At 39.5% G+C, this 17,205-nt stretch carries 14 protein-coding genes; 6 read left to right on the top strand and 8 right to left on the bottom strand.

The features are described from left to right. The first annotated feature begins 17 nt into the window (after positions 1 to 17). The 4 genes from RDV53_RS10075 to RDV53_RS10060 all read left to right on the top strand — a co-directional run bounded on the left by RDV53_RS10075 (position 18) and on the right by RDV53_RS10060 (position 5,169). Complete coding sequence (locus RDV53_RS10075) at positions 18 to 1,211, top strand: NRAMP family divalent metal transporter (RefSeq protein ID WP_005696325.1); 1,194 nt, start codon at positions 18 to 20, stop codon at positions 1,209 to 1,211. A gap of 131 nt (positions 1,212 to 1,342) precedes the next feature. Beyond that, positions 1,343 to 2,569 carry a cytosine permease gene (codB, locus tag RDV53_RS10070; protein ID WP_005696324.1) on the top strand — a complete coding sequence of 409 codons (1,227 nt, stop codon included), beginning with the start codon at positions 1,343 to 1,345 and terminating at the stop codon, positions 2,567 to 2,569. 9 nt (positions 2,570 to 2,578) lie between these two features. Next, positions 2,579 to 3,841: a cytosine deaminase gene (locus tag RDV53_RS10065; RefSeq protein WP_005696322.1), complete on the top strand. Its 1,263-nt coding sequence runs from the start codon at positions 2,579 to 2,581 to the stop codon at positions 3,839 to 3,841. 182 nt (positions 3,842 to 4,023) lie between these two features. Next, the gene (locus RDV53_RS10060) at positions 4,024 to 5,169 is read left to right on the top strand and encodes a 5-methyltetrahydropteroyltriglutamate--homocysteine S-methyltransferase (protein WP_005696320.1); all 1,146 of its coding nucleotides are present in this window, start codon (positions 4,024 to 4,026) and stop codon (positions 5,167 to 5,169) included. Between the two features lie 135 nt (positions 5,170 to 5,304). Here RDV53_RS10060 and lysS read toward each other — a convergent pair whose 3' ends face one another. From lysS to RDV53_RS10020, 8 genes are all read right to left on the bottom strand, one after another. Beyond that, positions 5,305 to 6,813, bottom strand: coding sequence for a lysine--tRNA ligase (gene lysS / locus RDV53_RS10055; protein WP_005696319.1), 1,509 nt, complete (start codon positions 6,811 to 6,813; stop codon positions 5,305 to 5,307). Between the two features lie 298 nt (positions 6,814 to 7,111). Beyond that, positions 7,112 to 8,242: a class Ia ribonucleoside-diphosphate reductase subunit beta gene (gene nrdB / locus RDV53_RS10050; protein WP_005696318.1), complete on the bottom strand. Its 1,131-nt coding sequence runs from the start codon at positions 8,240 to 8,242 to the stop codon at positions 7,112 to 7,114. A 97-nt stretch (positions 8,243 to 8,339) separates the two neighbouring features. Continuing rightward, positions 8,340 to 8,654 (bottom strand): hypothetical protein, encoded by a 315-nt coding sequence (locus RDV53_RS10045; RefSeq protein WP_005696317.1) that lies wholly within the window; start codon positions 8,652 to 8,654, stop codon positions 8,340 to 8,342. A 17-nt stretch (positions 8,655 to 8,671) separates the two neighbouring features. Then, a complete protein-coding gene (gene nrdA / locus RDV53_RS10040) occupies positions 8,672 to 10,942 on the bottom strand; it encodes a class 1a ribonucleoside-diphosphate reductase subunit alpha (protein WP_005696316.1) in 2,271 nt (756 codons plus the stop codon). Positions 10,943 to 11,216: 274 nt separating this feature from the next. Further along, a complete protein-coding gene (gene dolP, locus RDV53_RS10035) occupies positions 11,217 to 11,798 on the bottom strand; it encodes a division/outer membrane stress-associated lipid-binding lipoprotein (RefSeq protein WP_005696315.1) in 582 nt (193 codons plus the stop codon). Between the two features lie 83 nt (positions 11,799 to 11,881). After that, a complete protein-coding gene (locus RDV53_RS10030; protein ID WP_005696313.1) occupies positions 11,882 to 12,466 on the bottom strand; it encodes a D-sedoheptulose-7-phosphate isomerase in 585 nt (194 codons plus the stop codon). A 12-nt stretch (positions 12,467 to 12,478) separates the two neighbouring features. After that, positions 12,479 to 12,838: a YraN family protein gene (locus tag RDV53_RS10025; RefSeq protein ID WP_005696312.1), complete on the bottom strand. Its 360-nt coding sequence runs from the start codon at positions 12,836 to 12,838 to the stop codon at positions 12,479 to 12,481. A 3-nt stretch (positions 12,839 to 12,841) separates the two neighbouring features. Beyond that, positions 12,842 to 14,563: a penicillin-binding protein activator gene (locus RDV53_RS10020; RefSeq protein WP_005696311.1), complete on the bottom strand. Its 1,722-nt coding sequence runs from the start codon at positions 14,561 to 14,563 to the stop codon at positions 12,842 to 12,844. A 69-nt stretch (positions 14,564 to 14,632) separates the two neighbouring features. Between RDV53_RS10020 and rsmI the strand changes: the two genes are divergently transcribed. After that, positions 14,633 to 15,481 carry a 16S rRNA (cytidine(1402)-2'-O)-methyltransferase gene (gene rsmI, locus RDV53_RS10015; protein WP_005696310.1) on the top strand — a complete coding sequence of 283 codons (849 nt, stop codon included), beginning with the start codon at positions 14,633 to 14,635 and terminating at the stop codon, positions 15,479 to 15,481. A gap of 66 nt (positions 15,482 to 15,547) precedes the next feature. Further along, positions 15,548 to 16,996, top strand: a complete 1,449-nt coding sequence (tldD, locus tag RDV53_RS10010) for a metalloprotease TldD (RefSeq protein WP_005696309.1) — start codon at positions 15,548 to 15,550, stop codon at positions 16,994 to 16,996. Positions 16,997 to 17,205: the final 209 nt, after the last annotated feature.

Genomic DNA, 17,205 nt, shown 5'->3' with positions numbered 1-17,205 from the left:
AACAAGGGAGGTGCTTTATGGCATCAATCACTCACCGCCGAAATGCGGTGCTGGGGGCGGCATTTTTAATGGCGACTTCAGCAATAGGTCCGGGCTTTTTAACTCAAACAGCAACCTTTACAAACAGCTTATTAGCCAGTTTTGGCTTTGTGATTTTGCTATCGATTTTGTTAGATATTGGAGCTCAGCTTAATATTTGGCGAATTGTGGTGGTATCAGGAAAACGCGCGCAAGATATTTCTAATGCGGTTTTCCCTGGCGCAGGATATTTCCTTGCTGCACTTATTGTGATGGGCGGTCTCGCTTTTAACATTGGTAATGTGGGGGGCGCAGGTCTTGGTTTAAACTCGATATTCGGTATTGCACCAGAAACAGGGGCAATCATTAGCGGTATTATTGCCATTTTGATTTTCTTGCGTAAAGAAGCGGGATTATTAATGGATCGTTTTGCCCAATTAATGGGTTTTATCATGATTGCACTGACATTTTATGTCATGTTTAAAACGGAACCACCTGTTGTTGAGGCGGCATATCGCACCTTTATTCCAGAACAAATTGATCCTATTGCTATTGTGACATTAGTTGGAGGGACCGTAGGGGGCTATATTACCTTTGCAGGAGCGCATCGTTTATTAGATGCAGGTGTTCAAGGTGAAAAAGCCATGGCAGAAGTGAGTCGCAGTTCTGTATCGGCTATTTTGATCGCCTCAACTATGCGAATTGTGCTATTCCTCGCGGTACTGGGCATCGTGGTAAAAGGCGTTCCCCTTAATCCTAAAAACCCTGCTGAAACACCTTTTGAATATGTGGCAGGCAATTTCGGTCAAGTGTTATTTGGCGTCGTGATTTGGGCGGCTTCGATTACATCAGTGATTGGGGCGGCTTATACTTCAGTTTCCTTCCTAACCAGCCTTTGTCCAACTATTGAACGTAACCGTAATCGTTGGATTATCGCCTTTATCGTGATTTCTACGGTTGTTTTGGTGACTGTCGGAAAACCTGCAGCGGTATTAGTCTTTGTGGGTACATTGAATGGTTTAATTCTCCCAATTGCACTCGCATTAATTCTGCTAGCCGCTTACCGAAGTGACATTGTTGGAAGCTATAAACATCCAATTTGCTTAGCTTTTGCGGGCTGGTTTGTAGTGATTATCATGGCGATATTAAGTGGAAAAACCATAATTTCTTATGTGTCCAGTTTTCTTAGTTAACGATAAAATGCCCGCAAAAGTGCGGGTATTTTTATATCTATTTTTTGCTAAAACAATATGCGCAAACGTTTGCTTTTGTGTTTTTGTCGTATTAGAATGCCTCGATTTTTTATTCGGGAGGAGATTATTTCATGAGTTCGGAAAATTTTAGTTTAAAACCTGTTCCTTTAAATGAGCGAAAAGGTGCGGTAGCGTTAACATTTGTTATGTTAGGTTTAACATTCTTTTCAGCGAGTATGTGGACAGGGGGAACATTAGGGACATCGTTAACCTATAATGATTTCTGGCTTGCCGTTATTTTAGGCAACCTAATGTTAGGTATTTATACCTCTTTTCTTGGGTATATCGGGGCTAAAACAGGATTAACCACGCATATTTTAGCGCGCTATTCCTTTGGTATCCGAGGCTCTTGGTTACCCTCCTTATTGCTTGGTGGCACTCAAGTTGGTTGGTTTGGTGTTGGCGTGGCGATGTTTGCAATCCCAGTTAATAAAGTAACGGGTATTGATGTGAATTATTTAATTCTTGGCTCGGGTTTATTGATGACGATTACGGTCTTCTTTGGTATTTCAGCACTGACGATTCTTTCCACTATTGCGGTGCCTGCTATTGCCGTATTAGGTTCTTACTCCGTTTATCTTGCTGTGACTAATGCCGGTGGCTTAGAGGTGTTGGAACATATTGTGCCAAAAGAAAGCATTTCACTCTCAATGGCGATCACATTAGTTGTGGGCTCCTTCATTAGTGCAGGCTCATTAACTGCCGATTTTGTTCGATTTGGTCGAAAAGCAAAGCAAGCAATCATTATTAGTATGATTGCTTTCTTTTTAGGTAACTCATTAATGTTTATTTTTGGTGCAGCTGGTGCAGCAGTAACGGGAATGTCAGATGTTTCTGATGTGATGGTTGCTCAAGGTCTTATTATTCCAGCCATTATTGTGCTCGGTTTAAATATTTGGACGACAAATGACAATGCGCTTTATGCTTCTGGTTTAGGTTTTGCGAATATTACGGGATTAAGTAGCCGCACTTTATCCGTCGTCAATGGTATTATCGGAACCTTATGTGCCTTGTGGTTATATAATAATTTCGTCGGCTGGCTGACTTTCTTATCTTCGGCAATTCCTCCTGTTGGTGGTGTCATTATTGCTGATTATATTTTACGTCGTAAAGCCTATGAGAATTTTGAACAAGCTAAATTCTTAAATATAAATTGGACTGCTATCGTTTCAGTTATTGTTGGTGTGGCTTGTGGTAAATTACTACCAGGCATTATTCCTGTGAACGCGGTGATTGGTGGGGCAGTTACCTATTTGGTTTTAACACCATTACTCGGTAAAAAATTAGCGATGAAATAAGGAAAAAGAATGTTAGTTAAAAATGTACATATTCATAATCGCGAAGGGTTATGGCAGATTTTAATTGAAGAAGGAAAAATTAGTCGAATTTTTTCTCAAGATGAGGTTTTTAATTATTCAGGTGAGATACTCGATGGTGAAGAAGGGATTGTTTATCCTCCATTTATAGAGCCTCATATTCATTTAGATGCGACACAAACAGCAGGGCAGCCTAATTGGAATCAATCTGGTACCTTATTTGAAGGGATTGAACGTTGGGCTGAGCGTAAATCATTGTTAAGCCATGAAGATGTAAAATCTCGCGCATGGAAGACATTAAAATGGCAGATTGCAAATGGGATTCAGTATGTCCGTACTCATGTTGATGTCTCTGATCCAACATTAACTGCGCTAAAAGCCATGCTTGAAGTCAAAAAAGAAATTGCACCTTGGGTCGATTTACAGATTGTAGCATTTCCACAAGAAGGTATTTTGTCTTATCCAAATGGTGAGAAACTATTAGATCAGGCTATGGAGATGGGGGCTGATGTTGTTGGCGGCATACCTCATTTTGAATTTACCCGTGAATATGGTGTAGAGTCGATGCATATTGCTTTTGATATTGCTCGTAAGTACAACAAGCAGATTGATATTCATTGTGATGAAATTGATGATGAACAATCTCGTTTTGTTGAAACGGTCGCGGCATTAGCCTTGAAATATGACATGGGGGAAAAGGTGACAGCAAGCCATACAACAGCCATGCACTCATATAATAATGCTTATGCATCACGCCTTTTCCGATTACTAAAAATGTCAAAAATTCATTTTGTGGCCAATCCATTAGTGAATATTCATCTTCAAGGGCGCTTTGATACCTATCCAAAACGTCGTGGTGTAACACGAGTAAAAGAGATGCTCAAAAATAACATCAATGTTTGTTTTGGCCATGATGATGTGTTTGATCCTTGGTATCCCCTCGGTACAGCGAATATGCTACAAGTATTACACATGGGATTACATGTTTGCCAGTTAATGGGATATGGTCAAATTAATGATGGTTTGAAACTGGTCACAGAAAATAGTGCGAAAGCATTAGGTTTAACGGATTACGGAATCCAAGAAGGTAACAGTGCAAACTTTATTGTATTGCCTGCAGAAAATGGCTTTGATGCTGTACGCCGTCAAGTTCCTACACGTTATTCGATTCGCCATGGTAAGGTGATTTCAGAAACGCAGTTGGCGAAAACTACCATTCATTTATCTGATAGCGAACAAGTAAACTATCGTTAATCATTGAAAGTGCGGTCAAAATTTAAGAGAAATTTGAACCGCACTTTTTCTTTTTATATCAATTTCATTCATATTAAATTGAAATAAAATTCACATCCATCTAGACGTCTAATCTTTAATGAAGACGTTAGTTTTGTTACACTCAGTCTATCATTAAGATGAATTAAATATAGGAAAGCAAAATGAGTAAACTTTTTCCAAATGCCACTATTCGTACTTCTGCGCCATATCGTTTTGATATTGTTGGCAGTTTTTTACGTCCAGAGACTTTAAAACAGGCTCGTCATCAATGCAGTTGTGGTGATATTTCTTGTGCTGATTTAACGCAAGTTGAAGATGCAGAAATTGCAAAATTGGTAGAGCATCAAAAAAATGTCGGATTGCATGCAGTGACCGACGGTGAATTTCGTCGTACTTTTTGGCATTTAGATTTCTTAGCTGCATTAGATGGCGTGAAAGAAGTGGATGCGGAGAAATTCTCAGTGCAATTTAAACACGATAATGTACGCCCAAAAACGTTAAAAATTGTGGATAAGATCGGTTTTTCAGAGAGCCATCCATTTGTTGAACATTATCGCTCATTGCAAAAAATGGCAGGGGAGACTGAAGTCAAATTAACGATTCCTTCTCCGTCAATGCTGCATTTAATTTGTACAGTACGTGCCACAGATTATCAGCCGATTGAACGGTATAAAGATAACAATCAGTTATTATTAGATGATATTGCTGAGGCTTATATTGATGCGATGAATATCTTCTATAAATTAGGCTGCCGTAACTTACAGTTGGATGATACCAGTTGGGGCGAGTTCTGTGCGGAAGATAAACGTAAAACCTATACTGAACGCGGTTTAGATTTAGATCAAATTGCTAAAGATTATGTGTATATGTTAAACAAAATCGTGGCTGCGAAACCAGCTGATTTAGCGATTACAATGCATATTTGCCGTGGTAACTTCCGTTCAACTTGGTTCTCGGCAGGTGGTTATGAGCCTATCGCAGAAACTTTATTTGGTCATTGTAATGTAGATGGTTTCTTCTTGGAGTATGACAGTGATCGTGCAGGCGATTTCAAACCTTTACGCTTTATTAAGAATCAACAAGTAGTGTTAGGATTAGTAACCTCAAAATCGGGTGAGTTAGAAAACCGTGATGAAATTATTGCTCGTATTAAAGAAGCGGCACAATATGTGGATATCAATCAACTTTGTTTAAGCCCACAATGTGGTTTTGCTTCAACGGAAGAGGGGAATATCCTGACTGAAGAGCAACAATGGAAGAAACTCGAATTTATCCGTGACATAGTGGAAGAAGTTTGGGGTAGATAATCTAGCTTAGAATGTAAAAGAGATAATCGTAAAGGCGGTTATCTCTTTTTTTATGAAATGCGCTAAAAAATGACCGCACTTTTAAACAATAAAAAAGGAAGTCGATAGACTTCCTTTTATGTTATTGCAATTTAATTATTTTTGACGCATTGCAGGGAATAGGATCACATCACGGATAGATGGTGCATTAGCATAAAGCATTGCTAAGCGGTCGATACCTAAACCTTCACCTGCTGTTGGTGGTAAACCGTGTTCAAGTGCCACAACGAAGTCATCATCTTTAAACATCGCTTCATCATCACCTGCTTCTTTCGCTGCAACTTGTGCATCAAAACGTTCGTTTTGGTCTTCGGCATCGTTTAATTCTGAGAAGCCGTTACCAATTTCACGTCCACCGATGAACAATTCAAAACGGTCTGTTACTTCTGGGTTTTCATCGTTACGACGTGCAAGTGGAGAAATCTCTGCTGGATGTGCCATTAAGAAAGTTGGTTGAATTAAGTGATGTTCAGCCACTTCTTCAAAGATTGCATTTACGATAGAGCCTAAGCCCCAAGATTTTTGTACTTCGATACCTAAGCGTTCAGCGGTTGCTTTTGCACGATCGAAGTCATAAAGATCTTCTTTTACGATACCTTTATCTGCACCGTATTTAATGGTCGCATCATGTAATGTGATACGCTCAAACGGTTTGCCGAAGTCAAATTCTAAATCACCGTATTTCACAATGGTTGTACCAAGAATATCAATCGCTAATTTACGTAATAATTCTTCGGTGTTATCCATTAAATCATGATAATCCGCATAAGCTTGGTAGTATTCAAGCATGGTGAATTCTGGATTATGACGGACAGAAACCCCTTCATTACGGAAGTTGCGGTTTAATTCGAAGACACGCTCAAAACCACCAACCACTAAACGTTTTAAGTAAAGTTCTGGCGCAATACGAAGATACATATCAACATCTAATGCGTTGTGGTGAGTGATAAATGGACGAGCAGATGCACCGCCTGGAATCACTTGTAGCATTGGGGTTTCAACTTCCATGAAACCTTTAGAAATAAAGAATTCACGAATACCTGCAACCACTTTTGAACGGATAATAAATGTGCGACGAGATTCTTCATTAGAAATTAAATCTAAGTAACGTTGACGATAACGCGCTTCCATGTCGGTTAAACCATGGAATTTGTTTGGTAGCGGACGAAGTGCTTTGGTTAAAAGTTGAACTTCAGTTGTTTTGATGGTTAATTCATTGGTTTTGGTTTTGAAAAGCGTACCTTTCACCCCAATAATATCGCCTAAATCCCAGCTACCCACATCTTCCGCATAAACGCCTTCAGGAAGGTTATCACGAGCAACGTATAATTGAATTTTGCCACTCATATCTTGCAAGGTAATAAAGGTGGCTTTACCCATTGCACGACGAGTCATAATACGACCAGCAACGGCCACTTCAATCGCTTTGTCCTTTAATACTTCGCCATCTTCGGCTTCATACTTATCATGTAAATCTTGAGCAAGGGCGTCACGACGGAATTGGTTTGGGAACGCATTACCTTTTGCACGTAATGCGGCTAATTTTTCACGGCGAACGAGCATTTCACCATGGAGATCTAATTCTTTTACTTCTTGCTCTGACATATCCTTTACCTCGTTAATTTTTACTTAGAATGTAATTTATTTAATAATAAACAGAATTTTCCTATTCTACCTATAGCATTGTTTTTTGTTAAGCCTTTTTTAATTAAGTTATCCTTTTTATCCAGAAAGTTGTCGGAATTGGAGTGGTAGAGATGGAATAGTGCTACTTTTTCACATAAGATAATTTTATCTTTGGCTCTTGAATCCGGTTCACCGTGTATGTAAACAAAAAAGCGGCCAATTTTCCAAAGGTTTTAAACTCTGAAAATACTGACCGCTCTTTACGTAGAGTGATTAATTAAAGATCGAAATCACCGAAATCATTGGTATCGACTTTAGAGTCAATTTGACCAACAAGGTAAGAACTCACTTCGACTTCTTGTGGCGCTACTTGTACGTTGTCAGAAACAAGCCATGCGTTAATCCATGGAATTGGGTTAGAACGCGCACCAAATGGTAATGGAAGACCTACTGCTTGCATACGGATATTGGTGATGTATTCCACGTATTGCACCAAAATGTCTTTGTTCAAACCAATCATTGAACCGTCTTTGAACAAGTAATCCGCCCATTCTTTTTCTTGTTCCGCTGCTGCTAAGAATAAATCATAGGCCTCTTGTTTACATTCTTCTGCAATTTCAGCCATTTCAGGATCATCTTGACCTGCAGCCATAATATTTAAAATGTGCTGTGTACCGGTTAAGTGTAAGGCTTCATCACGTGCGATAAATTTAATAATTTTCGCATTGCCTTCCATTAATTGACGTTCCGCAAAGGCAAAGGAGCACGCGAAAGACACATAGAAACGAATGGCTTCAAGCGCATTGACGCTCATTAAGCAAAGGTAAAGTTGTTTTTTCAAATTACGCAATGTGACGACGCATTCTTTGCCATCCACGGCGTAAGTGCCTTCGCCGTACAGGCTGTAAAGTTGGCTGTCGCGGATTAAATCGTCATAGTAAGAAGAAATATCGCGTGCGCGTTTGATGATTTCTTCGTTCGTCACGATGTCGTCAAACACAATAGACGGATCGTTCACAATGTTACGAATAATGTGGGTGTAAGAACGAGAGTGGATGGTTTCGGAGAACGTCCATGTCTCGATCCAGGTTTCTAATTCCGGAATCGACACTAACGGCAACAACGCCACGTTCGGGCTACGACCTTGAATAGAATCTAATAAAGTTTGATATTTTAAGTTACTGATGAAAATGTGTTTTTCATGTTCAGGTAACGCGGCATAGTCGATACGGTCTTGCGACACATCCACTTCTTCTGGACGCCAGAAGAAAGAAAGTTGTTTTTCAATGAGCTTTTCAAACGTCTCATATTTTTGTTGATCGTAACGGGCAACGTTAACGTTTTGACCAAAGAACATCGGTTCTTTTAATTGGTCGTTTTTGTTTTGTGAGAAAGTAGTGTATGCCATTTTTGTTTGTCCTTTAATCTTATGAGTAAAGTGCGGTCAGTTTTTAAAATGTTTTTTCATACTGGCGCAAGCGTCTTCGCTTGTGCCTTTAGTTTATTTACTTAGCACAAGCGTGGACGCTTGCGCTATCGGATGGGTTTTCTTTTACAAATTGCTCCCATAATTGGGGCAACAATCGCCCTATAGTGATACAAATTGTACGAATCGGTTCTTCCATTGCTGGGTAGGCAATGTAAGTTAATTCTGACAGATTTACGGATGACACATAAATTTGTCCTAAAGATCTAATTTTTAATTGGCAATCAGGATAAATTTCAGCCACTTTATTTTGAGAAAAACGAATAAACTCTTCTAAATAGCTTTTAGAATAACCAGTTAAAAATTTAGAGCTAAAAGATAATGAAATTATCATGTTATATATCCTTAAAACTAAATCTTACACGCCCCACCAGCACAGCCATCATCTAAATCTTCTTGGCTGTCTTCAGCACCATCACGAGTGTTTTGATAGTAGAGGGTTTTTAAGCCGTATTTGTAAGCGGTTAAAAGATCTTTTAACAACACTTTCATTGGCACTTTACCATCTTCAAAACGTTTTGGATCGTAGTTGGTATTTGCAGAGATTGCTTGATCCACGAATTTTTGCATAATGCCTACTAAGTGTAAGTAGCCATCATTGCTTGGAATATCCCAAAGTAATTCGTAGTTGTCGCTTAAGTTCTCATAATCCGGTACGACTTGTTTTAAGATACCATCTTTTGACGCTTTAATACTTACATGACCACGTGGTGGTTCGATACCATTTGTTGCGTTAGAAATCTGTGAAGAGGTTTCTGACGGCATTAATGCGGTTAAGGTCGAGTTACGTAAACCAAACTCTTTGATTTCTTGACGTAACGTTTCCCAATCATAATGCAATGGTTCTTGCGTTAAGCTATCGATATCGTTCTTATATGTATCGATTGGTAAAATACCTTTTGCGTAATTGGTTTCATTGAAGTATTCACATGCACCTAATTCTTTTGCTAAGTTCATAGAAGCTTTCAATAGATAGTATTGAATCGCTTCAAACGTACGGTGAGTTAAATCGTTCGCTGAACCATCAGAATAACGTACGCCATTTTTCGCTAAGTAATACGCATAGTTAATCACACCGATACCAAGTGAACGACGACCTAATGAAGAACGTTTCGCCGCAGGAACAGGGTAGTCTTGGTAATCAAGTAATGCATCTAATGCACGTACTGCGAGATCGGCAAGATTTTCTAACTCATCTAAATCATCTAATTTACCCAAGTTGAACGCAGAAAGTGTACAAAGCGCAATTTCACCATTTTCATCATGGAAATGTTGTAATGGTTTAGTTGGCAATGCAATTTCTAAACATAAGTTAGATTGGCGCACTGGTGCAACAAGCGGATCAAACGGTGAGTGAGTATTACAGTGATCCACGTTTTGGATATAAATACGACCAGTTGATGCACGTTCTTGCATCAATAAAGAGAATAACTCAACGGCTTTTACAGAACGTTTGCGGATATTTGGATCCTGTTCGTATTTCACGTAAAGTTCTTCAAATTTATCTTGATCAGCAAAGAAGGCTTCATAAAGTCCAGGCACGTCTGAAGGGCTAAATAAAGTAATATCTGCGCCTTTAATTAAGCGTTGATACATTAATTTATTTAACTGTACGCCGTAGTCCATGTGACGAACACGGTTATCTTCCACACCACGGTTATTTTTCAATACTAATAAGCTTTCAACTTCTAAGTGCCAAATCGGGTAGTAAACTGTCGCCGCACCACCACGTACGCCACCTTGTGAACAAGATTTTACAGCACTTTGGAAGTGTTTATAGAATGGAATACAGCCTGTATGGAATGCTTCACCACCACGAATAGGGCTACCTAACGCACGAATTGCACCTGCATTCACCCCGATACCTGCACGTTGTGAAACGTATTTTACGATTGCTGCAGAGGTAGCATTGATAGAGTCTAAGCTGTCACCACATTCAATCAATACGCAAGAGCTGAATTGACGCGTAGGCGTACGAACCCCCGCCATAATAGGCGTTGGTAAAGAAATCTTAAAGGTTGAGGTTGCATCGTAGAAACGACGAATGTAATCCAAACGGGTTTCTTGTGGATATTTTGAGAATAAGCTCGCTGCAACTAATAAATAAAGAAATTGTGCAGATTCATAAATCTCACCAGTTACACGGTTTTGAACTAAGTATTTTCCTTCTAATTGTTTCACAGCAGCATAAGAAAAGGTCATATCACGCCAGTGATCAATAAACCCGTCCATTTCATCCCATTCTTCACGAGTATAGTCGGCTAAAAGGGCAGGATCATATTTGCCCATGCGCACTAATTTTTTCACATGATCGTATAAACGAGGCGGATCAAAATGGCCATACGCTTTTTTGCGTAAATGGAAAACCGCAAGACGTGCAGCAAGGTATTGATAATCAGGGGTATCTTTGCTGATTAGGTCTGCTGCAGCTTTAATAATCGTTTCGTGAATATCAGACGTACGAATGCCTTCATAAAATTGAATATGAGAACGCAATTCAACTTGAGAAACAGAGACGTTTTCCAAGCCTTCAGCCGCCCAAGTAATCACACGGTGAATTTTGTCTAAATTGATTTGTTCAAGCGTACCATCGCGCTTCGTAACCATTAATCCTTTGTTCATGGAAGATAAACCTACTAGAGAAATGAATTGAATAAAACACAAGATATAGTGTTATGGAAAATGACGCTGCACAAGATAGAGTGTTTTAAAATTGAATTCAAGCAGTAAATTTTTTACTTAGATTATTGACAAAAGATAAGTCATTTAAAATAAATAACTTATCTTTGAAGTGATGTTTTTTTAGGCGGGATCTTTTTTGTAAATTTTTGTAAAGAAAAAAGTGCGGTCAAAAACGAGATGATTTTTGACCGCACTTCAACGTTCGAAAATTTAATTAATTCAAGTATTTAAATACTTTGACGACTTTTTGAACACCAGAAACTTTACTTGCAATTTCTGCGGCTGAGTTACCTTGTGATTGAGTAACGTTTCCAAGTAAGAATACTTCACCATTTTCAGTGATCACTTTTACATCCGTTGCTTTTACATTGTCACCAACAAAAAGCTTCGATTTAATTTGTGTGGTAATCCAGCTGTCTTTGGTAATTTGACCAAAGTTAATTTTATTGCCTACGCGTAATTCGTTATAAACATCACTTACACCTTCTACGCCTTTTGCAAGGCTGGTTGCAGTTTCTTTTACACTTTCATTCGGAAGTTGACCAATTAATAATACGCGACCACTATAGGAAACGGCATGTACACGACCTTCAGATTTAATCTGTGCATCTTTATCTAATGCATTTTCGACTTTTACTTCTAATGTTTCATCATCGACTTGCGTCCCCATTGTGCGAGGATCTGTTGCAATTTTTGCTCCCGCAGCGGCGCCACCTAGTACAGCAGCCACACAGCCTTGTAACATAATGGATGCCCCGAGCACGAAAGCTAATTTTTTTAATGGGGTTAATTTCATTATTAATCTCCTTTTCATAAATGAGTGAGTCAACTATTAGTCAATTAATTTTAGAAATAGTTTGGTTGGAAAATCCTTTAATGTCAAGCTCTTGGGAAAAGTGTGCTATCAACAAGCTCACAAAGTGCATTAATGACGAATAAATGATTTTCTAAGATACGCGTTTCTTTGGTGGCAGGAATAGAGATTTCTAGATCCGCTTCAGCTAACACACCTTGAATCGCATCATTGTTTGCACCGGTTAAGGCAATGACCTGAATTTCTTTGTTGACGGCATTAGCAATCGTATTTAGCACTGCTTTTTCTGTTCCAAGAGGCGCAAAGGCTATCAATAAATCGCCAGGTTTTGCGATAGCGTTAAATTGATGTTGATACAGTTGATCGATAGGTTGATCAAAAACCAGTGAAGAACCGACCGCACTTTCAAGGTTAAGATTTACGGATGGTAGACTAGGGCGCTCAAAATCGTAACGATTAAGCAAGTTTGATACTAAAAATTGGGCATTCGCGTAAGAGCGAGCGACGCCACAGGCAATCACTTTATGACCACTTAACAAACATTGCATCACCATTTGTGTGGCAGTGGCAATATTTTCTGATAATAAACTTGAAGCAGAGATTTGAATCTGAATACTTTCGCTATAAATATCTTTAACTTTTTGTAACATAATCGGAAAAGGTTAATCGAGAAAATTAGGAATCCATTGGATATCACTGGCGGTTTTTCCAAAGGCGATAAGATCAAAACGACAATCTGCATCTTCGAGGCTTAGGTTGCGTTTAGCAAGCCATAAATTTGCGGCATTCAGCCATTTTTGTTGCTTTTGCCAATCCACACTTTCAACGGCGGATCCAAATGCTGAGCTGGAGCGTTGACGAACTTCAACAAACACAATAGTTTGTCCGTCTTGCATAACGAGATCTAATTCACCGCATTTGAAATGTTGATTCGCCGCGATGAATTTGAGACCTTTAGACTCTAAGAAAAGGCGGGCTTGATGTTCAAAGCCCGCCCCTTGTTGACGTTTTAATGAAAACATGGATTAGTTCGCAACCGCTACCACGTTACCATCTTGTACTTGATACCATGTCATATCGCGATCCACATCACAGTTTGAATCCGCGCTAAGCTGACCGGTTAAACCGCTTAAGGTGTAACCTGGTACTTGGCGTAATTCATTAAAGTGGTTGATGAGCAACCAAGCATCAGCACCCATTGCATATAAACGCATTAATTGGAATTCACCACCGGTTGAGCCTGCCACTTTTTGATATTGTGAAGAATCGTTTTGTTTAAAGAATGGAATATCACTAAATTGGACGCCATTCATTTTCGCATAGTATTCTGGTGTATTGCTTGCTGCGTTAGAACGAGAGCTTGCATAAATACGGACATTCGGATTGCTGGTATCTAAATAACCTTTGATTTCAGCCAATTCATCTGGTGAAGAGATGACATAAAGCGCACTTGTATCTTGTGGTGCACCTTGGAAGAAGTAGGTAATATCAGCCGGTAAGTTATAGTAGCGAATATTCGCATCTGTACCCGCTAAACGTTGCCAACGTACGTTGAACGCATTACCAACACGTTGTCCTAAATCATTTTGCGGCATTGCAACGATTGGATTGCGAATACCATCTTTCCACATTTTGTTCGCCGCAGACTCTGCTTCATCTTCTGGAGATAAACCGTAATAACAGACTTGTTTAATTGCTTGAGTATTTGCTGTTGCGTTTAATGTGAGCACGTCCATGCCTTGTACTGCACTTGGATTCGCAATGATGGCATCGACGTTTTGTTTAAGTAATGGACCTACTAACGCTTTAATACCCGATGCTTTTGCCTGTGCAATAATGTCATTAATCGGGGTGGTCGATGAGTCAAACACTTGTACTGGAATGGTTGAGTCACCTTTTGCATCATTGAAACCTGATTGAATCGTTGTACCTAAGATTTGGCCATCGCCGCTTAAAGGTAAAACTAAACCAATTTGAGCTAAATTCGTTTGTTGGAAATTCAACAAGCTTTCTAGCTCTTTAGGGAAAAAGGTTGCCGCAACGTGATTTGGATAAGCTGATTTCCAGCTTTGTAATGCTTGGCTTAATTGTACCGGCTGACGGATGTTGTCATTATAAGCTTTAATTAGGGTGAGCCAACCGCCTAATGCCACGCTACCTTCATCAGAGGCATTATTGATGACAGCAGTATTCGCAGAACGGAGTAACGACCACGTTTTATCAACATTATCTTTACGACGTTGCATGTCTGTTAAGCTCTCATCCATTTTAATACGCGCTTTCACCGCTTCAATCACATCTTTACGATTTTCTGCTGTTTGAGCAAAGGTTTCGTAATAACGAGATTTTTGTGATGGACTTAATTTAGTCAGATCGAGTGCACGCAATTTACCTTCAGCAACATCATTATTGCCTTTTGCTGCGGCGATGTGGGCTTCAATTAACGTACGATCTAATTGTTGTGCTTCGTTTAAGTCAACTAACTCCGTTAATAGCTCTTCCGCTTGGGGTACTTTATTTTCAGAAATTAATACACGCGCCGCTAAGAGTTTGTAAGTTTGTTGATCTTCTTTATCCTGTGTTTGCCCTAATTTGTTCATATAAAATTCAGAGCTCGCATTGGCATCACGCTGTAATGTTTGGGTAAAGCTGCTGCCAAATAAGTTAGAACAACCTGCTAACGCAACAGACAATAAAATCGGCATTAAACGTTTTTTAAAACGACCACCTTGTAATAGAATAGACATATTCGCTCCATAATGAATAAATCAATAATGGGCGATCTTACTTATCTCACAATGTAAAAGCAAACAAAAATGAATGATTTAACCGGAATTTTATATATTGTCGCTACGCCAATCGGGAATTTACAAGATATTACACAACGTGCTTTAGAGACCTTTTCGCATGTAGATTTAATTGCTGCGGAAGACACGCGCCACAGTGGTTTATTGCTCAGTCATTATGGCATTAAAAAGCCTTTTTTCGCCTTACATGATCACAATGAACAAGAAAAAGCCCATTTATTGGTAGAAAAGCTAAAACAAGGCACCAATATTGCTTTAATTTCAGATGCGGGAACCCCTTTAATTAGCGATCCAGGTTTTCATTTAGTGCGTCAATGTCGTGAGGCAGGTATTAAAGTAGTGCCATTACCCGGTGCTTGTGCGGCAATTACGGCATTATGTGCATCGGGCATCGCCTCTGATCGTTTTTGCTTTGAAGGGTTTTTACCTGCGAAAACCAAGGCTCGTAAGGATAAGTTAGAAAACGTTGCGGAAGAAGACCGCACTTTAATCTTCTATGAATCAACTCACCGCATTTTAGATACCCTTGCTGATATGCAAGATGTATTAGGGGGTGATCGTTATGTCGTACTTGCACGTGAAATTACAAAAACATGGGAAACGATTGCAGGAGATAAATTAAGTGATCTTCGTCAATGGTTGAGTGAAGATCCGAATCGCACGAAAGGTGAGATGGTGTTAATCGTGGAAGGTAAACCAAAATCAGAAGATAGTGACGAATTTGCACCACAAGCAATTAAAGCGCTCACCTTGATTGCCAAAGAATTGCCTTTAAAAAAAGCCGCGGCGATTGTGGCAGAACTTTATGGTTATAAGAAAAATGCCTTATACCAATTTGGATTGGATAATTTAAACTAATTTTTAAGAAATAGCCCTCTTTAGTAAGAGGGATGAAAACAGAATTTGATTAATTTCGGAGAACAAATGTTAAAACAGGTTTCAGATACCTTACTTGTACCAAGCAATTTATCTCATCAATCATTGCTTAATATTTTTGATGTGATGTCACATCGTCATATTGATTATGCAGATCTTTATTTTCAATTAAGCCAAGATGAAAGCTGGGTATTAGAAGATAGTATTATTAAAGAAGGTGGCTTTCATATTGATCGCGGTGTTGGTGTACGCGCAGTTTCTGGCGAGAAAACAGGCTTTGCGTATTCTGACCAAATCAATTTAGCGTCATTACAACAATGTGCCGAGGCCGTAAAAGGTATCGCACAAATTAAAGAAGGCAATTTAATTTCGCCTCAAGCATTTAATGCGGTGAATGCAGTTCAGCGTTATGCGGCGATTAATCCGTTAGAAAGTTTAAGCAAAGAGAAAAAGATCGAGTTATTGCACCTCGTGGATCGCACGGCTCGAGCTGAAGATCCTCGTGTCACTCGTGTCTCAGCTGCATTAAGTTCAATTTATGAAGAAGTATTAGTGGTCGCAACAGATGGTACACTTGCCGCAGATATTCGCCCGCTTGTGCGTTTATCCATTTCGGTTCTCGTGGAAGAAGATGGTAAACGTGAGCGGGGTAGTTGTGGTTCAGGTGGACGCTTTGGCTTAGATTGGTTCTTTGAAGTAGTAAATGGGGATATTCGTGCCGTTAATTTTGCAAAAGAAGCCGTTCGTCAAGCTCTTGTGAATCTAAGTGCAGTCGCGGCACCAGCAGGATTAATGCCGGTGGTATTGGGAGCCGGCTGGCCCGGTGTGTTGCTTCATGAAGCAGTAGGACACGGTTTAGAAGGGGATTTCAACCGTAAAGAAAGTTCCTTATTTACGGGTAAAATTGGTGAGTTAGTGACGTCGCCATTATGTACGATTGTGGATGACGGTACATTACAAAACCGCCGTGGTTCTTTAACCATTGATGATGAAGGTGTACCAAGTCAGTGTAACGTTTTAATCAAAGATGGAATTTTGCAAGGCTACATGCAAGATAAACTCAATGCACGATTAATGGGCGTGAAACCAACGGGGAATGGCCGTCGTGAATCTTATGCGCATTTACCAATGCCTCGAATGACGAATACCTATATGTTAGCGGGGCAAAGCAAATTTGACGATTTAATTGCTTCTGTGGATCGCGGTATTTATGCACCGCACTTTGGTGGTGGGCAAGTGGATATTACCTCAGGTAAATTTGTGTTCTCAACTTCTGAAGCTTATCTCATTGAAAAAGGTAAAATCACGAAACCCGTTAAAGGTGCAACGTTGATTGGTAGCGGTATCGATGTGATGCAAAAAGTTTCCATGGTCGCAGATAAAACCGATTTAGATCTTGGTATTGGTGTATGCGGCAAAGATGGCCAAAGCGTACCGGTCGGCGTTGGTCAGCCAGCCTTGAAAATTGATGAAATCACCGTTGGTGGTACAAATTAAACATAGAGCCCGATAAATCATATCGGGCTTTTTTATCCTTTTAATTTAAGTGCGGTCAATTTTTCCATTATTTTTATTAATCGCTTTCTCAGGAATAATCATTGGGTTAAGTGAGCAATTCTGCATACGACATTTTCATATCAACACTTTTGTGATCCCTATCACAATATCTTGTAAAACCAGTTAAAAAAATTCCCCAAATAACCGTA

The sequence above is a fragment of the Haemophilus parainfluenzae ATCC 33392 genome, assembly GCF_031191205.1.
GTDB lineage: Bacteria > Pseudomonadota > Gammaproteobacteria > Enterobacterales > Pasteurellaceae > Haemophilus_D > Haemophilus_D parainfluenzae.
The sequence above is the reverse complement of the archived record's forward strand: the minus strand, read 5'-3'. Positions and strand labels throughout refer to the sequence as shown.

Coding starts and splice junctions, on each gene's coding strand:
- RDV53_RS10075 (WP_005696325.1), top strand. CDS start 18: ATGGCATCAATCACTCACCGCCGAAATGCGGTGCTGGGGGCGGCATTT.
- codB (WP_005696324.1), top strand. CDS start 1,343: ATGAGTTCGGAAAATTTTAGTTTAAAACCTGTTCCTTTAAATGAGCGA.
- RDV53_RS10065 (WP_005696322.1), top strand. CDS start 2,579: ATGTTAGTTAAAAATGTACATATTCATAATCGCGAAGGGTTATGGCAG.
- RDV53_RS10060 (WP_005696320.1), top strand. CDS start 4,024: ATGAGTAAACTTTTTCCAAATGCCACTATTCGTACTTCTGCGCCATAT.
- lysS (WP_005696319.1), bottom strand. CDS start 6,813: ATGTCAGAGCAAGAAGTAAAAGAATTAGATCTCCATGGTGAAATGCTC.
- nrdB (WP_005696318.1), bottom strand. CDS start 8,242: ATGGCATACACTACTTTCTCACAAAACAAAAACGACCAATTAAAAGAA.
- RDV53_RS10045 (WP_005696317.1), bottom strand. CDS start 8,654: ATGATAATTTCATTATCTTTTAGCTCTAAATTTTTAACTGGTTATTCT.
- nrdA (WP_005696316.1), bottom strand. CDS start 10,942: ATGAACAAAGGATTAATGGTTACGAAGCGCGATGGTACGCTTGAACAA.
- dolP (WP_005696315.1), bottom strand. CDS start 11,798: ATGAAATTAACCCCATTAAAAAAATTAGCTTTCGTGCTCGGGGCATCC.
- RDV53_RS10030 (WP_005696313.1), bottom strand. CDS start 12,466: ATGTTACAAAAAGTTAAAGATATTTATAGCGAAAGTATTCAGATTCAA.
- RDV53_RS10025 (WP_005696312.1), bottom strand. CDS start 12,838: ATGTTTTCATTAAAACGTCAACAAGGGGCGGGCTTTGAACATCAAGCC.
- RDV53_RS10020 (WP_005696311.1), bottom strand. CDS start 14,563: ATGTCTATTCTATTACAAGGTGGTCGTTTTAAAAAACGTTTAATGCCG.
- rsmI (WP_005696310.1), top strand. CDS start 14,633: ATGAATGATTTAACCGGAATTTTATATATTGTCGCTACGCCAATCGGG.
- tldD (WP_005696309.1), top strand. CDS start 15,548: ATGTTAAAACAGGTTTCAGATACCTTACTTGTACCAAGCAATTTATCT.